This is a genomic window from Nocardiopsis sediminis, assembly GCF_042650565.1.
In the GTDB taxonomy this organism is placed as follows: domain Bacteria; phylum Actinomycetota; class Actinomycetes; order Streptosporangiales; family Streptosporangiaceae; genus Nocardiopsis_B; species Nocardiopsis_B sediminis.
Map to the genome: position 1 here is coordinate 556,717 of NZ_JBHSBH010000003.1, position 13,886 is coordinate 570,602.

Consider the following 13,886-nt stretch of genomic DNA (forward strand, 5'->3'; position numbering starts at 1 on the left):
CCCTCCCCCTTCCAGACCAGAGGAGTGCCGCGATGACCGGCCGACCCCCCTCGTTCCCACCGGAGGATCCACACGGACCGCAGGGGAGCCCGGGCCCGCAGGGCCCGTACGCGGCCCCGCCCGCACCCCAGGCCGCCCACGGGCCGGTGCCGCCCGCTCCCGGCTACCCGGGCCACCCTGGTGGCCCCTTGCCTCGTGATTCCCGGCGCGGGTGGATCATCGGCGTGGTCGCGGGCGCTACTGCCGTGGTGCTGGTCATCGCGGGCCTGCTGGTCTGGAGCCTGTCCGGTCCCGGGCCCGCCTATACCGGGCTGCCCGTGTGCGACGAGCTGCTGACCTCCGACGCGCTCGCCGAGATCCCCGGCGCCGAGGGCGCCGAGATCGACGGCGAGGAGTTCGTGGGCGACGAGCCCTCCGACGGGGGCTACGAAAGCTACACCGACTGCTTTGCGGCCCCCGCCGGGAGCGGCGGGGGAGAGCAGCTCCTCTATGTCTCCGCGCGGCTGTTCCCCGTGTCGACCGCCGACGACGGCTACGCGGAGCTCCAACGGCGGATCGACGACACCCGCCGGCCGGTCGACGAGGCGCTGGGCGACGCCACCGCGGGCACCGGTGTCGCGGTCGAGGGCGGCTTCACCGCCGACCTCGAAGTCCGCGAGCTGCCGGTGGAGGGGGCCGGGTACGCGGTCTCCTACTCCGGCGCGGACTGGGGGGAGGGGAACGTCGAGGGCGAAGAGGCCTGGAGCACGGCGGAGTTCTTCACCCGCAATGTCATGGTGTCGATCATCTACTCGGGGACCCCCGGCATGGAGCCCGCGGAACGGCTCGACGCCGTGTCCGACGCGGCCGTGCTGGTCGAGGACTCCATCGAGGCCGCCGGCGAGACGGTCTAGTCGCCGGGGCCGGACACGGCGGTGGCCGGAAGCGGACGACCATCAGGAGGTGTGGACGGGTGGTGCGGTGACCGTTTCGGCGTGAATACTCAGAGAGACGCCTTACGCTCCCCCACCGCACGAGGAGTGCCGCCGTGGCAGGTGACCCACCCCAGTCCGATCCTCCCGCGGAACCCCACGGCCCCCTCCCGTCCCCGGGCCGGCCAGGTCCTGATCCGACCGGACCCGGATCCGAGGGGCACGGGCAGCCGTCGGATGGCCCCCCGCCTGGCGCTCCGCTTCCCCCGCCCCGTGATCCCCGGCGCGTCTGGATCATCGGCGCGGCCGCGGGCGGAACCGCCGTTGTGCTGGTGATCGCGGGCCTGCTGGTCTGGCGTCTGTCCGTCCCCGGCCCGGCCTTTACCGCTATTGGCGGGTGCAACGAGCTGCTGAACGCCAACGTGCTCGCTGAGATCCCCGGCACCGAGGGTGCCGAAGTCGAGGGCGTCGACGCAGCGACCAGCTACGTTACCCCTGCATCGGTCGACACTTCGTGCTCGGTCGTCACGGATAACGGCTGGGTGGAGTCCTCCGTCCTCCAAGTGTCGATCTCGCGATATTCCGCGGCGACAGAGCAGGATGACTACGTCCTGCCCCAGCAGCAGCACGATCTCCTGTTTCGGAGCCCGATCGAGCGCGCGTTAGGCGACGGCGCAACGACGGGTGACGGTGTGGAGATCGAGGATGGCGCCGGTGGGGTCGTCATTGCCGACGTCGAGATCCGGGACCTGTCGCTTGGCGAGACCGGGCAAGCGGTCGACTACTCCAATGTCGAGATCCGAGACGAGTACCTCGACTTCGAAGACCCGGACGACTGGGCCGCTGCCAGCTTCACCACGAGAAACGTCTTGGTCTCGCTGACCTACGAAGGAACCCCCGGCATGGAACGCGGAGAACGGCTCGACGCGGTGACCGACGCCGCCCGGCTGGTCAAGCAATACATCGAGGCCACGGGAGTGACCGCGTAGCCACGACTGGCGGCCCCCATCCGCGGGGGATCGATACGGCATGACAGGCGGACAATGATGGGGCGAAAGGCCTGCGGCGGCGGGGCTCCGGTCCCGTCGCCGGTCGGTCTCCCTCCGGTGTGAGGAGCCAGTACGATGCCCGGTCAGCCGCCCGCCCACCGGTCCCCTTGGGATCGCCCGGAGCCGTCCGCCCAGCGCTCGCCGTGGGAGCCGCCGGAGCCGTCCGGGGACGTCCCGCCCGCCGGATCACCACCGCCGCCACCAGGCCCGTCACGGCTCCCCTCGGCCGGAGGCGCCCCTGTCCGCGGGCCGGACTTCCCCGGGGAGCCCGGGGGACCGCTGCCCGAGGGGGCGGTCCGGCCGCCCGGACGGGGCCGGGCCCTCGCCGGGGCCGCCGCGGCGCTCGCGGCGGTGGCGGTCGCCGTCCCCCTCGCCTTGAGCCTGACCGGGCCGCGGCCCGCCTACGGTGCCCTCGGCGCCTGCGCCGACCTCCTCCCCGACGACGTCGTCGCCGAGATCCCCGCGACCGGGGGGCACACGCTCGGCGGCGGGCCCAGCTACTACTACGGCGAAGCCGAGCCGGGCGTCGACGAGTCCCTGTTCTGCTCGGCGACCCGCGACGACGAGAGCCCGGCGCTGTTCACCGTCATCGTGCTGCGCTACCTCCCCGAGACCCGGGACGCCGACTACGCCGAACCGCGCGCCCACGTCACGCGCGCCCTCGCCCCGATCGAACGGGGACTGGCCGGCGCATCGGCCGCCCCCTCGGTCGACACCGGCGACGACCTCGTCGCCGACGTGGAACTGCGCGACCTCCCGGCCGGCGACGGCGGCCACGCCGTGTCCTACGCGGACCCGCGCAGCGCCAACCCCGCGGTCGCGGCCCAGGACGATTGGGCGGAAGCCACCTTCAGCACCCGCAACATCGCGGTCGACGTCATCTACCGCGGAACCCCGGACATGGACGTCGACGCGAAACTGGACGCCGCAGCCCTGCTCGCCACCACCGTCGCCGACCGCATCGGCGCCACCCTCGACACCGTCTGACCTCCCCGCCCATCGGGCCGCCCCGCCCCGCCGCCGTCACGACGGCGGCGGCGGATCGAAGGCGCCGAAGGCGGCCGTGGCGTCGTCGTGGCGCTTGACGCCCGGGACGGGGCGGTCGCGTTCGGCGGTGCGGACCGCGGCGACCAGGGATTCGGGGCCGCCGGACTCCAGCAGGGACCAGGCCTCGGGCCAGGTCGCGCCGAAGTTCATGACCAGGCGTGTGCAGCCGTCGGTCAGGAGCGCGAAGGAGCGCCGGGGGGACCGGGCCCGGCCGCACACAGCGTGCGCCGCGGCGTCCACGGACGCGGCGGCGACCCAGAACCCGCCCTCTGTGTTCCGGGCGGCGCGGACCAGCGCACGGCTGTAGGGGCGCCCGCCCGGCAGATGCTCCAGGCGATCATCGGTCACCGCGATGACGGGGGAGGGGGCGGCCTCACCTGGGTGGCCGATGCCGGATCCGGCGTCGTCAGGCCCGGCGTCCCCGGGCAGCAGCACCGTGCAGTCGCCCAGCACGAGGTGGTCCAGGCCGTCGCCGGTCGCGCGCACGATGGCCGTCGTCGCCGATGGGCTGTCGGGGTCGCCCAGGTCGCATCCCGGACCGTGCGCGGCGCGGGTGCGCAGGATCGCGGCGGCGAGGACCTCCTGGAGCGGGGTCCGATGCGCGTCGGGTGCCGTCAACTCGGCCGTCAGACCCTGTGCGAGCCGGTCGACCAGCCAGCGCACCCCGTGCCGGCACCCGCTGTCCACGCCGGGCGGGGCGGTCGCCCCGTCGAGCACGAACGCCCACCCGGCTCCGGCCACCACCGCGTCCTCGTTGACCGCGCCCTGTCCCTGCTCGCTCACATAACGCATGTGCACGACAGGAGCGTAGCCAGCGGCGGTCCGCCCGGGCGGCCGAATGCTCGAGGCCGTCGCCTCCCGGCCACCCGGCAGACCCACAGACCACCGACCACGGACCGGACTCCGGCCTCCCGCCTCAGCGCTTGCGGGTGCCGGGGAGGATTCCCGCCTCGCGTACCGTGCGGGTGAACGGGGACGCGAGGGTGATCAGCCGTTCGCAGCCGTCCGGGCCGAGGGCTTCGAAGGCGGGGCGGGCCAGCTCGTCGGTCCGTGCCTCCACCTCCGCCCGCAGGCGTGCGCCCTCGTCCGTGGCGGACAGGGCGCCGTCCGGTCCGGCGACGTCCACCAGGCCCCGCTCCGCGGTGGCGGCCACGCCCGCGTCCCAGGCGGCCTGCGGCCACCCCCGCGACTTTCGCAGCCCGGACGCGCTGGAGGCCCCCGATGCCGCATAGGTCACCAGCGCTTCCAGCGGCCCGATCCGGGCGGCGAGCAGGGCGGCGATGTGCCCGTCGCCGCGGAACTCGCGCAGCAGGGTCACCGCGTGCCACAGCACGAGGTGCGGCTCCTTCGGCCAGCCGAGCCCGGTGAGGCCGGCGAACAGCGGGCGGCCGTGGGCGTGGTGCGCCGCCCCCTCGGCCGCCGTTCGGGCCAGCTCCGCCGCCTCGGCCAGTTCCGCCGAGCCGATCGCCTCCTCGCCCAGCAGCGCCCGCAGCGACAGATCCGCCGTAGCCGTGCGGGCGCCCACCACCGCATCGGGGGTGGCGACCCCCCACGCCTGCGGGATCACCGACGCGATCAGCTCCGGGTTGAAGTTGTAGAAGGTGGCGGCGACGGCCTCCGGCCCCACCGCCCCCAGCGGGGCGGAGCGCGAGGCGAAGTACCCCATGACCTTGGGTTCGAGACCGACCGCCGCATAGACGTCCAGCCGCTGAGGGGCGAAGTAGACGTGCGAGTGCAGGGGCTCGGTCGCCTTCCAGACGGAACGGGCCAGCTCGGGGGAGACGGTCGATGCGGGCATGGGGGGCATCCCTTCGGTTCGGCTCCGGCGCCGCGGGGCATCCGCGATGGCGGCCCTCAGGGTAGACCGTGCTCTCCGCGTCCCCCTCTACGCCTCCGGGGGCATGACGATCCGCCCAGATGACCGACCGGCCTGCCCGGCCCGCCCGGTCCCCGCCCGGTCCCCGCCTAGACCCCGGGTGCGCCGGCCTGGGCGCGCTCGGCGCGGCGCTGGGCGTCGAGGACGGTGGCCTCGGCCGCGTGGCGGTCCTGCCAGCCGCGGACCTCCGAGCTCTTGCCCGGCTCCAGGCGCTTGTAGATGTCGAAGAAGTGGGTGATCTCGTTGACCTGGAACTCCGGCATGTTGCGCAGGTCGCGGATGTGCTCCACGCGCGGGTCGCCCGCGGGCATGCACAGGACCTTGGCGTCGGGGCCGCCCTCGTCGCGCATCCAGAAGACCGCGACCGGCCGCACCCGCACCACGCATCCGGGGAAGGAGGGCAGGTCCAGCGGCACCATGGCGTCGAGCGGATCGCCGTCCTCGGCGAGCGTGCCGGGCAGGTACCCGTAGTCGGCCGGGTAGGTCGTGGCGGTGAACAGCGCCCGGTCCAGCCGGATCCGGCCGATGGCGTGGTCCATCTCGTACTTGTTGCGCGACCCCTGCGGGATCTCCACGACCATGTCGAAGTCCATGCCTGCTCTCCTCACACCGCTACGCGCGCCGTCGGGCGGTTCGGCCACGACCCCGACCCTACGGGGGTGCGGCGGTGAGTGCACGGGGACGTTGCGGTGGCCGACGCCGGGACGGTCGGCGCCGGCCACCGCGCTCACTCCTCGGCCGCCCCGGGCCGCAGGCCCGAGGAGATCAGCTCCATCACCGAAGAGTCGGCCAGCGTGGTCACATCGCCGACCTCGCGGTTCTCCGCGACGTCCCGCAGCAGCCGGCGCATGATCTTGCCGGAGCGGGTCTTGGGCAGTTCGGGGACGATCAGGATCTGCCGCGGCTTGGCGATCGGCCCGATCTCCTTGGCCACGTGCTCGCGCAGCGCGGCGACCGCGGCGGACCGGTCGCCGTCGACCCCGGCGGCGCCGCCGCGGGCGATCACGAAGGCGACGATGGCCTGGCCGGTCGTGGGGTCCGAGGCGCCGACGACGGCGGCCTCGGCGACGGTCGGGTGCGACACCAGCGCCGATTCGACCTCGGTCGTGGAGATCCGGTGGCCCGACACGTTCATGACGTCGTCCACCCGGCCCAGGAGCCAGATGTCGCCGTCGGTGTCGTACTTGGCGCCGTCGCCGGCGAAGTAGAAGCCGCGGTCGGCGAACCGGGACCAGTAGGTGTCGCGGAACCGTTCGGGGTCGCCCCAGATCCCGCGGAGCATGGCCGGCCACGGCCGGTCGAGCACCAGGTAGCCGCCCGACCCCTTGGCGACCTCGGTGCCGGAGTCGTCCACGACACGGGCGCCGATGCCCGGGAGCGCGCGCTGCGCCGACCCGGGCTTGGCGGCGGTCACCCCGGGCAGCGGGGAGATCATGATGGCCCCGGTCTCGGTCTGCCACCACGTGTCGACGATCGGGGTCGTGCCGCGGCCGATGTTCTCCCGGTACCACAGCCACGCCTCGGGGTTGATCGGCTCGCCGACGCTGCCGAGCAGGCGCAGCGACGACAGGTCGAACGACGCCGGGATGTGCGCCCCCCACTTCATGAAGGTGCGGATGAGCGTGGGCGCGGTGTAGTAGATCGACACCCCGTAGCGCTCCACGATCTCCCAGTGCCGCCCCTCGTTGGGGGTGTTGGGGGTGCCCTCGTAGACGACCTGGGTCGCGCGGTTGGCCAGCGGGCCGTAGACGATGTAGGTGTGCCCGGTGATCCAGCCGATGTCGGCGGTGCACCAGTACACGTCCTCGCCCGGCCGGTGGTCGAACACCACGCGGTGCGTGTAGGAGGCCTGGGTGAGGTAGCCGCCCGAGGTGTGCAGGATGCCCTTGGGGCGCCCCGTGGTGCCGGAGGTGTAGAGGATGAACAGCGGGTGCTCGGCGTCGAACGCCTCGGCCGTGTGCTCGGCGGACTGGGCGCCCACGAGGTCGTGCCACCACAGGTCGCGCCCCTCGGTCCAGGGCACGTCGGTGCCGGTGCGCCGCACCACGACGACCTTCTCGACCCCGGCCAGGCCCTCCAGGGCCTCGTCGACGTTCTCCTTCATCGGGGCGGCCTTGCCGCGCCGGTACTGGCCGTCGGAGGTGATGACCACGCGCGCCGCCGCGTCCTCCACGCGCGAGCGCAGCGCAGCGGGGGAGAACCCGCCGAACACGACGCTGTGGGTCAGGCCCAGGCGGGCGCAGGCCAGCATGGCGATGATGGCCTCGGGGACCATGGGGAGCTGGATGGCCACGCGGTCGCCGGCCACCAGGCCGAGGGACGACAGCGCGTTGGCGGCCCGGCTCACCTCGGCGAGGAGCTCGGCGTAGGTGATGTCGCGGCTGTCGCCGGGCTCGCCGACCCAGTGGATGGCGACCTGGTCGCCGTGGCCGTCCTCGACGTGGCGGTCCACGCAGTTGTAGGCGACGTTGAGCCGCCCGCCGGTGAACCACTTGGCGAACGGGGCGTCGGACCAGTCGAGGACCTGCTCCCACGGCGTCGCCCAGTTCAGGTGGCCGGCCTGTTCCGCCCAGAAGCCCTCGCGGTCGGAGGCGGCGTCGTCGTACAGGGCGGCGGTCGCGTTGGCCCCGGCGGCGAACTCCTCGCTCGGTGGAAACGAACGACCTTCGCTCATCAGGTTCGACAACACTTCCTCTGCCATGTCAACTCCTGACCTACGTGATGCCCACTACCTTCGGCGACCACCGTAGGATCAAGGGTGCCGACAGGACACGTCCCGCACGGCCACCAGTACCGTTCACGCGATAGACGGCACCGCGGACGCGACGAACGGTCAGCGGGGGTGTCAACCCGTCCGCGCCACCCGACCCTCTCCGCCCCCGGCAGTGATGATGAGAACGCCCATGCAGTCGCCCGCCGACCGACACCGAAGCCCGGCCGTGCCGTGGCGGCCCGGTGCCCGGCGGCGCGGGTCGCACGTCGATCCGGTCGCTGCCCTGCGCGCCGCGCGCGGTGTCACCGATGGGCTGCGCGACGGCCTGGCCGGGGCGGGCGCGCCCGCTGCCGTCCGCCGGTTGCGTCGGCTGGTCGGGGTCCCCGGGCTGGCCGTGGCCGACCTGTCGGGGCGGCTGCTGTGGGCGGGGCGGCCCGCGCCCGAGGCGGAGACCGCGCCCCTGGTCGAGGACGTCCTGCACCGCGAGGCGCCCCGCGGCGGCCCGCTGCTGCGGGCGGTCCCGCTGCACGTCGACGACCAGCTGGCCGGCGCCCTCGTCGTCGCCGGGCGGGTCCGCGGCGCCGCCGTCCGCGAGGCCGCGGCTCTGATCACCGAGGCGCTGCGCCGCGGTCGGCTGGAGGCGTCGGCCGAGCAGGCCGCCCGCGCCGAGCTGCGGGCGCTGCGCGCCGAGATCTCCCCGCACTTCGTCTACAACGCCCTCACCGTCGTGGCCTCCCTGGTGGCCTCCGACCCCGAGCGGGCGCGCGAGCTGATGCTCGACTTCGCCGACTACACCCGCTACAGCCTGGCCCGGCGCGGCGAGTACACCACCGTCTCCGACGAGTTCCACGCGATCGAGACCTACCTGATCCTGCAACGGGCCGTCCTGGGCGACCGGCTGCGCGTGGAGGTGCGAGTGGCCCCCGAAGTCCTCGGCGTCGCGGTCCCCTACCTCGTTCTGCAACCCCTGGTGGAAAACGCCATCCGGCACGGGATCGAGCCCCGCTCCGGCGCCGGGCTGGTGCAGGTGTCCGGGGAGGCAGAGGGCAACGACTGCGTCATCGCCGTTGAGGACGACGGCGTGGGCATGGACCCCGCCGAGGCCGAGGCCGTCCTCGCCGGCCGGGGCCGCGCCGACAGCGTCGGCCTGTCCAACGTCGACCGCCGGCTGCGCCACGTCTACGGCGCCTGGTACGGGCTGGTGGTCGAGACCGCCGTCGGCGCGGGCACCCGGGTCGTGGTGCGCGTGCCGAGATTCCAGCCGGGAGTGATGCCCTGATGTCACCGGATCGCGTGCGCCTGCGGGTGCTGGCCGTCGACGACGTGCGCCCCGCCCTCGACGACCTGTGCCGGCTGCTCGCCGCCGCGCCCGAGGTCGGCGAGGTCGTGGCCGCCGCCGACCCCCTCAGCGCGCTGAGGTCCATCCAGGGCGACCGGTTCGACGCGGTCTTCCTGGACATCTCCATGCCCGGCCTCGACGGCATCGAGCTGGCGTCGCTGCTCGCCAAGCTCAGCGAGCCGCCCGTGATCGTCTTCGTCACCGCCCACGAGGGCCACGCGGTCACCGCCTACGGGCTGGGCGCCGTCGACTACCTGCTCAAGCCGGTGCGCGCGGAGCGCCTGGCGACCGCGCTGGGCAAGGTGGCCCGCATGGCGGCCTCGGCCGATGCGCCCGCCGGGGCCCGGCTGCCCGACACCATGGCCGTGCTGACCGTGGAGTCGGCGGGGCGCACCCGCTACGTGCGGCGCAGCGACGTCCGGTTCGTCGAGGCCAACGGCGACTACGTGCGGCTGCACACCCCCTCGGGCGTGCACCTGGTGCGGATGCCGATCTCGCGGCTGGAGGAGTACTGGTCGGGCACCGGGTTCAGCCGGGTGCACCGCGGCTACCTGGTCGCGCTCGACGCCATCCGCGAGCTGCGCAGCGACTCCGTGGGCGGGCTACTGGCCCACACCGACGTCGGCGACGTCCCGGTCAGCCGGCGCCACGCCCGCGAGCTGCGCGAACAGCTCCTGCGCGCGGCCCAGCGCGGCGAACTCGACGGCGAGGCACGGCGGCAGCCCGGATGAGCCGGGTCAAGCGTGTAGCGGTGTCGAGCCCGCAGACACGGCTCGCCCACGCCCGGGGCCGGTCGCGGGGGCGCTGGCGGGTGCCGGCGCTCGACCCCGCCGACGCCGAGCGCGCCGCCGTCCTCTACCGGCGCCAGCGGGTGCAGGGGCTGCCCGTGCTCCTGTTGCTGGCGGCGCTGCTGCTGGGCCTGCCGCTGGTGTTCGCGGCCTGGCCGCAGCTGGACGACGTGCGGCTGTGGGGCGTCCCGCTGTCATGGGCGGTGCTGGCGGTGCTGCCCTACCCGTTCCTGGCCCTGCTGGCCCGCCGCCAGCTGCGCGCCGCCGAGCGCGCCGAGGAGCGGCCCTGATGGCGTCCCTGCTCGCGGTCGCGGTGCTGGTCCTGGTGACGCTGCTGATCGGCGTGCGCGGGGTGGCGGCGCTGCGCACCACCTCCGACTTCCTGGTGGCCTCGCGGCGGGTGTCCCCGCTGCTGAACTCCGCGGCGGTGTCGGGGGAGTACCTGTCGGCCGCGTCGTTCCTCGGGGTCGCCGGGCTGGTGGTCAAGGACGGGGTGGGGGCGCTGTGGTACCCCGTGGGGTTCACCGCGGGCTACGTCGCCATGCTCGTGCTGGTGGCCGCGCCCATGCGCCGCACCGGGGCGCTGACCGTGCCCGACTTCGCCGAGGCGCGGCTCGCCTCGCCCGCTCTGCGGCGGGTGAGCGCGCTGGTCGTGCTGGTGATCGGGGGCCTGTACGCGGTCCCGCAGTTCAGCGTGGCGGGGCTGGTGCTCAGCTCGGTCACCACCTGGCCCTACTGGGCGGGGGTGGTGATCGCGGGGACGGCGGTGAGCGTCACCCTGGCCCTGGGCGGCATGCGCGCCGCCACCTACGTCCAGGCGTTCCAGTTCTGCCTGAAGCTGCTGCTGTTCATCGTCCCGGCGATCTGGCTGGTGGCCCAGGCGGGGCCCGAGGTGCGCCACGAGGCGGTGCACCCGGTGGAGTTCTCCCGGTTCGAACGCGACACCACGGTGTCGTTCCAGGTCGACGCGGTGCTCACGGTCGACGAGGCCACCGCCGTGCAGGTCTCCGGCGGCGCCGTCGAGGTGCTCCCGCCCGGGCGGCACCCGATCACCTCGGGGACCACCCTCGTCTTCCCCGAGGGCGCGGAGGTGCCTCGGACCGACAGCGGGCCGCCGCCCGGCGCCGAGGGCTGGCAGCGCCCGCTGCTCGACCCCGACGACTCCGGCCACCCGGTGCTGGGCACCTGGGGGGTGCTGCTGGCCACCGCGCTGGGCACCATGGGGCTGCCGCACGTCCTCATGCGCTTCCACACCAGCCCCGACGGCCGGTCGGCGCGGCGCACCGCCGCCATCACCGTCGCGCTGCTGGGGGTGTTCTACGTCTTCCCGGGTGTCTACGGGGTCCTCGGCCGGGTGCTGGTGCCCGAGCTGTACCTGACGGGCGCCACCGACACCGCCGTGGTGTCGCTGCCCACCCGGGTCGACACCGGCTGGGCGGGCACCTTCATGGCGTCGATGCTGACCATGGGGGCCTTCGCGGCGTTCCTCGCGACCTCGCTGGGGCTGCTGCTGGTGATGGCGGGGGCCATCGCCCACGACCTGCTGCCCGGCGGGCTGCGGCGGCTGCGGATCACCGTGGTGGGGGTCGCCGCCATCACCGTCCTGCTCGCGCTGCCCGCCGCGCAGATCGACGCGGGAACCCTGGTGACCTGGGGGTTCACGGTCGCCGCGGCCACCTTCTGCCCGCTGCTGGTGCTGGGGATATGGTGGTCGCGCCTCACCGCGACCGGGGCGATCAGTGGGGTCCTCGCCGGGCTGCTGTCCTCCTCGGGCGCCATCACGATCGCCCTGTTCGGCCCGCGCCTGGAGGGCCTGGCGGGGCTGCTCGTCACCCAGCCGGCGCTGTGGTCGGTCCCGCTGGCGTTCGCGACCACGGTCGCGGTCTCCCTCTGCGACCGGCCCGCCCCCTGGTCACGGGCTGCGATGCTGCGATTGCACCTGGATGAGGAGGGTCCCCGGCCCCGCCGCGAGCGCGCCCCGGATCGGCCCTGAGCGCCGTTCGGCGCGCCGCAGCCGCCGTTCGTCGACCGTTCGTCGCGCCGTCGGCCGTTTCCGGCGGGTGGAGGTGTCCCGGGGTGCCCCGCCGTCCTTAACGTGGCGCGGAACACATGTGTCGCCGGACACACGAGGACGCGGTGCGGAGGTCTGTGGTGACGGATACCGAATTCGACAAGGACGTCGGGGGCGACCCCGGCCCCGACTGGGAGAAGGTGCAGGCGAGTCCGGAGTTCCAGGAACTGCGCAGGAGACTGCGGGTGTTCGTGTTCCCGATGACCGTCTTCTTCCTCGGGTGGTACCTGCTCTACGTGCTGGTCGCCGACTACGCCCATGAGTTCATGGCGATCAAGCTGGCCGGCAACATCAACATCGGCCTGGTGTTCGGGCTGCTCCAGTTCGTCTCGACGTTCGTGATCACCGGGCTCTACGTGCGCTACGCCAACCGCCGCCTCGACCCGCTGGCCGAGGACATCCGCACCGGCATCGAGGGCGCCGAAGGGGGGAAGGCCGAATGAACGGCGCACTGACCCTCGCCCAGGGGGCGCAGGGGATCGAAGGCAACATCAACCCGGTGCTCAACATGAGCATCTTCGGCCTCTTCGTCGCGGTCACGCTGGTGATCGTGTTCCGGGCAAGCCGGAACACGAAGACCGCGTCGGACTACTATGCGGCCGGCCGCGCGTTCAGCGGCCCGCAGAACGGCATCGCCATCGCGGGCGACTACCTGTCGGCGGCGTCCTTCCTCGGCATCTGCGGCGCCATCGCGCTCAACGGCTACGACGGCTTCCTCTACTCCATCGGCTTCCTGGTCGCCTGGCTCGTGGCGCTGCTGCTGGTGGCCGAGCTGCTGCGCAACACCGGCAAGTTCACCATGGGCGACGTGCTCGCCTTCCGGATGCGCCAGCGCCCGGTGCGCGCCGCCGCCGCGATCTCCACCCTCGCGGTGTCGTTCTTCTACCTGCTCGCGCAGATGGCGGGCGGCGGCAGCCTGGTCAACCTCCTCCTGGGCATCCAGGGCGCGGCCGGGCAGTCCGCGGTCATCGCCGCCGTCGGCGTCGTGATGATCCTCTACGTGCTGATCGGCGGCATGAAGGGCACCACCTGGGTGCAGATCATCAAGGCCGTGCTGCTGATCACCGGCGCGGGCGCGATGACCCTCTGGGTGCTGGCCATGTACGGGTTCAACCTGTCCGGCCTGCTCGCCGACGCGGTCGCGCAGGAAGGGAGCAAGGGCGAGGCCCTGCTCTCGCCCGGCGCGCAGTACGGCATCAGCGAGATGAGCAAGCTCAACTTCCTGTCCCTGGGCATCGCCCTGGTGCTGGGCACCGCCGGCCTGCCGCACGTGCTGATGCGCTTCTACACCGTGCCCACCGCCAAGGAGGCGCGGCGCTCGGTGGTCTGGGCCATCGCGCTGATCGGGCTCTTCTACCTGTTCACGCTGGTCCTGGGCTACGGCGCGGGCGCGCTCGTGGGGCCCGAGGCGATCACAGCGGCGCCAGGGGGCCAGAACTCGGCGGCCCCGCTGCTGGCCTTGGCCCTGGGCGGACCGGTCCTCCTCGGGTTCATCGCGGCGGTCGCCTTCGCGACCATCCTCGCCGTGGTGGCGGGGCTGACCATCACGGCGTCGGCGTCGTTCGCCCACGACGTGTACGCCAACGTGTTCAAGCGCGGCAAGGTCGAGGACAAGAACGCCGAGGTCAGGGTCGCCCGGATCACCGCCCTGGTGATCGGCGCGGTCTCCATCGTCGGCGGCATCCTCGCCCGCGAGCAGAACGTGGCGTTCCTGGTGGCGCTGGCGTTCGCGGTGGCGGCGTCGGCCAACCTGCCGACCATCCTCTACTCGCTGTTCTGGCGCAGGTTCAACACCGCCGGTGCCCTGTGGAGCATCTACGGCGGCCTCATCGTCACGGTCACCCTCATCGTCTTCTCCCCTGCGGTCTCGGGGGCGGAGACATCGATGATCCAGGGGGTGGACTTCCACTGGTTCCCGCTGGAGAACCCGGGCCTGGTGTCCATTCCGCTGTCGTTCCTGCTCGGCTGGCTCGGTACCGTTCTGTCCCAGAAGGGCGACCGCGCCAAGCAGGCCGAGATGGAAGTCCGGTCCCTGACCGGCGCGGGTGCGGAGAAGGCCACCGCGCACTGACCGCACAGCCCTGAAGGCGGC

At 73.4% G+C, this 13,886-nt stretch carries 13 protein-coding genes; 9 read left to right on the forward strand and 4 right to left on the reverse strand.

Annotated elements, in window-relative coordinates:
• The first annotated feature begins 188 nt into the window (after window positions 1–188).
• From ACFOVU_RS03810 to ACFOVU_RS03820, 3 genes are all read left to right on the forward strand, one after another.
• The gene (locus tag ACFOVU_RS03810; RefSeq protein ID WP_378529862.1) at window positions 189–893 is read left to right on the forward strand and encodes a hypothetical protein; all 705 of its coding nucleotides are present in this window, start codon (window positions 189–191) and stop codon (window positions 891–893) included.
• 344 nt (window positions 894–1,237) lie between these two features.
• Window positions 1,238–1,900, forward strand: a complete 663-nt coding sequence (locus ACFOVU_RS03815) for a hypothetical protein (protein ID WP_378529863.1) — start codon at window positions 1,238–1,240, stop codon at window positions 1,898–1,900.
• A 135-nt stretch (window positions 1,901–2,035) separates the two neighbouring features.
• A complete protein-coding gene (locus ACFOVU_RS03820) occupies window positions 2,036–2,947 on the forward strand; it encodes a hypothetical protein (RefSeq protein WP_378529864.1) in 912 nt (303 codons plus the stop codon).
• A 36-nt stretch (window positions 2,948–2,983) separates the two neighbouring features.
• Here the strand turns inward: ACFOVU_RS03820 and ACFOVU_RS03825 are convergent, their stop codons facing one another.
• From ACFOVU_RS03825 to acs, 4 genes are all read right to left on the reverse strand, one after another.
• Window positions 2,984–3,799 (reverse strand): protein phosphatase 2C domain-containing protein, encoded by an 816-nt coding sequence (locus ACFOVU_RS03825; protein ID WP_378529969.1) that lies wholly within the window; start codon window positions 3,797–3,799, stop codon window positions 2,984–2,986.
• A 124-nt stretch (window positions 3,800–3,923) separates the two neighbouring features.
• A complete protein-coding gene (locus ACFOVU_RS03830) occupies window positions 3,924–4,814 on the reverse strand; it encodes an SCO6745 family protein (protein ID WP_449289727.1) in 891 nt (296 codons plus the stop codon).
• Window positions 4,815–4,972: 158 nt separating this feature from the next.
• A complete protein-coding gene (locus ACFOVU_RS03835) occupies window positions 4,973–5,476 on the reverse strand; it encodes an inorganic diphosphatase (RefSeq protein WP_378529866.1) in 504 nt (167 codons plus the stop codon).
• Between the two features lie 134 nt (window positions 5,477–5,610).
• Window positions 5,611–7,584, reverse strand: a complete 1,974-nt coding sequence (acs, locus tag ACFOVU_RS03840; protein ID WP_378529867.1) for an acetate--CoA ligase — start codon at window positions 7,582–7,584, stop codon at window positions 5,611–5,613.
• A gap of 295 nt (window positions 7,585–7,879) precedes the next feature.
• Between acs and ACFOVU_RS03845 the strand changes: the two genes are divergently transcribed.
• From ACFOVU_RS03845 to ACFOVU_RS03870, 6 genes are all read left to right on the forward strand, one after another.
• Window positions 7,880–8,875 (forward strand): sensor histidine kinase, encoded by a 996-nt coding sequence (locus ACFOVU_RS03845; RefSeq protein ID WP_378529970.1) that lies wholly within the window; start codon window positions 7,880–7,882, stop codon window positions 8,873–8,875.
• Window positions 8,875–9,666 carry a LytR/AlgR family response regulator transcription factor gene (locus tag ACFOVU_RS03850; protein WP_378529868.1) on the forward strand — a complete coding sequence of 264 codons (792 nt, stop codon included), beginning with the start codon at window positions 8,875–8,877 and terminating at the stop codon, window positions 9,664–9,666. The genes ACFOVU_RS03845 and ACFOVU_RS03850 overlap by 1 nt, the downstream gene beginning before the upstream one ends.
• A 20-nt stretch (window positions 9,667–9,686) precedes the next feature.
• On the forward strand, window positions 9,687–10,013 hold the full coding sequence (locus tag ACFOVU_RS03855) for a hypothetical protein (protein WP_378529869.1): 327 nt from the start codon (window positions 9,687–9,689) through the stop codon (window positions 10,011–10,013).
• Window positions 10,013–11,716 (forward strand): sodium/solute symporter, encoded by a 1,704-nt coding sequence (locus ACFOVU_RS03860; protein ID WP_378529870.1) that lies wholly within the window; start codon window positions 10,013–10,015, stop codon window positions 11,714–11,716. The genes ACFOVU_RS03855 and ACFOVU_RS03860 overlap by 1 nt, the downstream gene beginning before the upstream one ends.
• A 158-nt stretch (window positions 11,717–11,874) precedes the next feature.
• A complete protein-coding gene (locus ACFOVU_RS03865) occupies window positions 11,875–12,237 on the forward strand; it encodes a DUF485 domain-containing protein (protein ID WP_378529871.1) in 363 nt (120 codons plus the stop codon).
• The gene (locus ACFOVU_RS03870) at window positions 12,234–13,865 is read left to right on the forward strand and encodes a solute symporter family protein (RefSeq protein WP_378529872.1); all 1,632 of its coding nucleotides are present in this window, start codon (window positions 12,234–12,236) and stop codon (window positions 13,863–13,865) included. The genes ACFOVU_RS03865 and ACFOVU_RS03870 overlap by 4 nt, the downstream gene beginning before the upstream one ends.
• The last annotated feature ends 21 nt before the right edge of the window (window positions 13,866–13,886 follow it).

Coding starts and splice junctions, on each gene's coding strand:
- ACFOVU_RS03835 (WP_378529866.1), bottom strand. CDS start 5,476: ATGGACTTCGACATGGTCGTGGAGATCCCGCAGGGGTCGCGCAACAAG.
- ACFOVU_RS03825 (WP_378529969.1), bottom strand. CDS start 3,799: ATGCGTTATGTGAGCGAGCAGGGACAGGGCGCGGTCAACGAGGACGCG.
- ACFOVU_RS03820 (WP_378529864.1), top strand. CDS start 2,036: ATGCCCGGTCAGCCGCCCGCCCACCGGTCCCCTTGGGATCGCCCGGAG.
- ACFOVU_RS03860 (WP_378529870.1), top strand. CDS start 10,013: ATGGCGTCCCTGCTCGCGGTCGCGGTGCTGGTCCTGGTGACGCTGCTG.
- ACFOVU_RS03870 (WP_378529872.1), top strand. CDS start 12,234: ATGAACGGCGCACTGACCCTCGCCCAGGGGGCGCAGGGGATCGAAGGC.
- acs (WP_378529867.1), bottom strand. CDS start 7,584: ATGGCAGAGGAAGTGTTGTCGAACCTGATGAGCGAAGGTCGTTCGTTT.
- ACFOVU_RS03850 (WP_378529868.1), top strand. CDS start 8,875: ATGTCACCGGATCGCGTGCGCCTGCGGGTGCTGGCCGTCGACGACGTG.
- ACFOVU_RS03830 (WP_449289727.1), bottom strand. CDS start 4,814: ATGCCCCCCATGCCCGCATCGACCGTCTCCCCCGAGCTGGCCCGTTCC.